Source organism: Komagataeibacter kakiaceti JCM 25156 (genome assembly GCF_000613305.1).
Genome location: NZ_BAIO01000190.1, coordinates 1 through 4,055, shown reverse-complemented (window position 1 = coordinate 4,055; position 4,055 = coordinate 1). Strand labels below are relative to the sequence as shown.

Here is a 4,055-nt window from a genome sequence, read left to right as displayed (position 1 = left end):
TCTTCGGCTCCAGCGCCAGCAGGTCCTGCCCCCTGAAGGTGGCGCCGCCGCCCGTGACCTCATAATCCTCCCGCCCGGCCAGGACATAGGACAGGGTCGATTTGCCCGAACCGTTCGGCCCCATGATCGCGTGGACCTCGCCCGCCGGGATCTGCAGGTCGACGCCGCGCAGGATTTCCTTGTGTGTCCCACCGTCCGAAATACGGGCGCACAGGCCATCAATGCTTACGAATTGCTTGCTCACGTTTCCCAATCCCTGTTAGCCCACGCTGCCTTCAAGGCTGATCTGCAGGAGCTTCTGCGCCTCCACGGCGAATTCCATCGGCAGTTCCTTGAGAACGTCCTTGCAGAAGCCATTCACGATCAGGCCCACCGCGTCTTCTTCCGACAGGCCGCGCTGGCGACAATAGAACAGCTGGTCTTCCGATATCTTGGAGGTCGTCGCCTCATGCTCCACGCGCGCGGACATGTTGCGGCTTTCGATATAAGGCACCGTATGCGCCCCGCACTGGTCACCGATCAGCAGGCTGTCGCACTGGGTGAAGTTGCGGCTGCCCGACGCCTTGGGCATCATGCGCACCAGCCCGCGATAGGTACTGTCGGAATGACCGGCGCTGATGGTCTTGGCGATGATGGTCGAGCGCGTGTTGCGCCCGATATGGATCATCTTGGTGCCCGTATCGGCCTGCTGGTGGTTGTTGGTGACCGCGACGGAATAGAACTCACCCACCGATCCCTCGCCCTGCAGGATGCACGACGGATATTTCCAGGTAATGGCCGAGCCGGTTTCCACCTGCGTCCACGAAATCTTGGAGCGCGCGCCCCGGCAGGCCCCGCGCTTGGTCACGAAATTGTAAATGCCGCCGCGCCCGTTCTCATCACCGGGGTACCAGTTCTGCACCGTGGAATACTTGATGGAGGCATCCTCCATCGCCACAAGTTCGACCACGGCGGCATGAAGCTGGTTTTCATCGCGCATCGGCGCGGTGCAGCCCTCCAGATAGGAGACGGAGGCCCCGTCTTCCACCACGATCAGCGTGCGCTCGAACTGCCCGGTATTGCGCGCGTTGATGCGGAAATAGGTGGATAGTTCCATCGGGCAGCGCACGCCCTTTGGCACGTACACGAACGAGCCGTCGGTAAAGACCGCCGCATTCAGGGCGGCATAGAAATTGTCCGTCACCGGCACCACGCTACCCAGATACTTGCGCACCAGATCGGGATGGTCGCGCACGGCCTCCGAAATCGGGCAGAAGATCACGCCCGCTTCCTGCAATGTCTTGCGGAAGGTGGTGGCCACCGAAACGCTGTCGAACACCGCGTCAACCGCGACGGGCGGCCGGGCTTCCTGCCCCTCCGGCAGTTCCACGCCCGCCAGCATCGCCTGCTCGTGCAGCGGGATGCCGAGCTTTTCGTACGTGCGCAGCAGTTCGGGATCAACCTCGTCCAGCGATTTGGGGCCGGGCTTGCTGCGGGGCGCGGCGTAGTAATGCACGTCCTGGTAATCAATGGGGGGATGATGGACCTTGGCCCATGTCGGCTCACGCATTTCCAGCCAGGACCGATAGGCCTTGAGCCGCCATTCCAGCAGCCACTGGGGTTCCTGCTTGCGGCTGGAAATCAGACGGATCGTATCCTCGTTCAGGCCCTTGGGCGCGATATCCATCTCGATATCGGTCTCGAATCCCCATTTATAGGTATTCTGCCCCAGGGTTTCGACCGTCTTGCGGGTTTCAGCTACTGCCGGCATGGCTCTCTCCTTACTCCCCTGTTCAGGCCGTGGCTTCGCGCGGGATGAACATGGATGGCGCGCTCATGGTTTCCAGCCTGTCGGTTACGGTATGGTTCTTCATATCCGCCAGCGTGATGGTGGACAGCGCGTTGCGGATAGCGGAATTGACCACATCCCACTGCTCCCCCAGCCCGCAGGTGGAACGGGCGTCGCAATCCCCGCCATCCACGCAGGTGGTGAGCGAGATCGGGCCATCGATGGCCTGGATCACGGTCGCGATCGAAATCTCCTCCAGCGGGGCGGCCAGCCTGTAGCCGCCGCGCGCGCCGCGCTGCGAGATCACGACACCCTGTGTCGCCAGAATCTTGAGCACCTTGCCACCGTCGGTTCAGGAATGCCCGTCGAACGGGAGAGGACAGGCGAGGTCGTAACCCCTTCCTTCTGCCCCAGCCGGACCAGAGCCACCACGGCATAATCGGTCAGTTTCGACAGTTTCAGCATTCCGTTCTCCCGTACGTCTGGCCCGGGCTGTTAATTGGACCGAAACAGTACTGTTTCCTGAAGTCTCCAGATGGGCTACCTGAGCTTCGCCGTCAAGTCCTATCGTAAGATCCCGGCATACCCTACCCGATCCCGGTTCCGAATATGAGCTGTAATAGCACGGACAGGCCGCAACCGGCCAGAAAACCAACCAGTGTTCCATTCAGCCGGATATACTGGAGATCCTTGCCTACCCTCAGTTCCAGCCTGTTGCTCAGGCTGTCCGCGTCCCATCCGTTCACCACCGAGTAAATAAAACGCGACATCCGCTCACGCAGGAAGGGCAGGCTCCCCATGATCATGCCGCGCGCGCCGTCATTGATGCGCTTGCGCATGGTGGCGTCGTGATACATCTGCTCGGACAGGCGGTGCAGCGCGTCACGCACGATGGAGGCGGCCCAGCTCGTCTCCCCCTTGCGCATGTCTTCCTCGATCATGCGGCGCAGGCGGCGCCAGACCTCCCCGCTCCATCCACGCACGCTGTCATGCGTCAGCACGCCCATCACGGCGTCGGTAATCTCGCGCCTGCGTTCGCTGTCCTGTTCGATACGGTCGATCTCGGAGCGGACCCAGGTGGTGAATCCCTCGCGCAGTTCCGAATTTTCGGGGTCGATGCGGTCGAGTTCCTGACTGGCCGCCAGCAGCACCTTGGTGGCGATCGAACCGCCAATGGCCCAGCCCAGCATGCGGCCGCCCTGTTCGCGCACGCGGTCCTCGATCATCGCGCGCAGGGCCGGTTCCTTGGCCTTGAGCCCTTCCTTCAGCCGCACGAGCAGGAAGGACAGCACTTCCTGGTGGCAGTCCCCCTCCACCATCGCGCGCAGCTGCGGGTCACGACCGGCGCGATCTCCTCCCCCCCCAGCAGGACGGGCAGCATCCGGGCGATGGCGAGACTCGCCCGCCCGTCCTCCAGCCGGTCCAGCACGTGCGGCACGGAGCCCAGCACCGCGCGGTTGACCATTTCCGCCGTTTCCGGCTCCTGCAGGATGTTGGCGAAGATGGAGGGCAGGTCGATGCGGGCGAAGGCGGCCGACACCTCCTTTTCCGTAAAGACGTTGGTGGAGACGAACCGCCCCAGCGCCTGCGCCAGCCGTTCCTTCTGCGCGGGCAGGATGGCGGTATGCGGAATCGGCAGGCCCATCGGCCTGCGGAACAGGGCAGTGACGGCGAACCAGTCTGCCAGCCCGCCCACGACGCCCGCCTTGGTGCCCGAACGCAGGATTTCCAGCCACGGCCGGTCCGCCAGCCAGCCCATCTGCGGCAGGGCGTAGCCCGCCACCGTCAGTACCGCCATGCCTCCCAGCAAGCCGGTCGCGGAGCGTTTGTAACGCAGCAGGACCTGCCGCGCATCCTGATCCGACTGTGCAATACCGTTCATGACATCAGTGATACCATCGTCTTGCCTCCAGCCCAAGCAACACTCGCCCCCCACCCCAAATAGCCGTGAATATGATACACCAGACATTGCGGCCCGCACCTGAACATGTGATTTGGAAAGGGCCATGACGAAATTTTACAACGGGACTACACGATGACCGATGCCGCCGCGCGGAATGTGTCCGATCTGCTCCAGCAGGCCGAGCGACTGATAGCCAGCCATGACGAGACTGCATCCGGCAGCCCCGTCATGGCGCTGGCGCGCCAGATCGGCCGGCAGATGGGCTGCGGCGCCCTGCCGATGGATCAGGTCGAGGATATCGTACGCCTGCTGCGTGACAGGGCGTTCGCCGGGCGCGCGCACCATATCGCCACCTATCTCGACGGCCCGGACGAAACAGCCGTG

Annotated in this window: 3 protein-coding genes and 2 pseudogenes; 1 reads left to right on the top strand and 4 read right to left on the bottom strand. The window is 63.1% G+C overall.

Annotated elements, in window-relative coordinates; genetic code table 11:
• The 4 genes and pseudogenes from JCM25156_RS23395 to JCM25156_RS23385 all read right to left on the bottom strand — a co-directional run.
• On the bottom strand, positions 1–244 hold a 244-nt coding region (locus JCM25156_RS23395; protein ID WP_034959299.1), incomplete at its 3' end, for an ATP-binding cassette domain-containing protein.
• A gap of 15 nt (positions 245–259) precedes the next feature.
• The gene (gene sufB / locus JCM25156_RS10325; RefSeq protein WP_025813024.1) at positions 260–1,750 is read right to left on the bottom strand and encodes a Fe-S cluster assembly protein SufB; all 1,491 of its coding nucleotides are present in this window, start codon (positions 1,748–1,750) and stop codon (positions 260–262) included.
• 22 nt (positions 1,751–1,772) lie between these two features.
• Positions 1,773–2,233, bottom strand: a pseudogene (locus JCM25156_RS23390) (SUF system Fe-S cluster assembly regulator).
• A 122-nt stretch (positions 2,234–2,355) separates the two neighbouring features.
• A pseudogene (locus JCM25156_RS23385) lies at positions 2,356–3,650 on the bottom strand (DUF445 domain-containing protein).
• 153 nt (positions 3,651–3,803) lie between these two features.
• Here JCM25156_RS23385 and JCM25156_RS23380 point away from each other — a divergent pair.
• Positions 3,804–4,055 (top strand): hypothetical protein (locus JCM25156_RS23380; protein ID WP_034959297.1); only part of this gene is annotated, 252 nt, incomplete at its 3' end.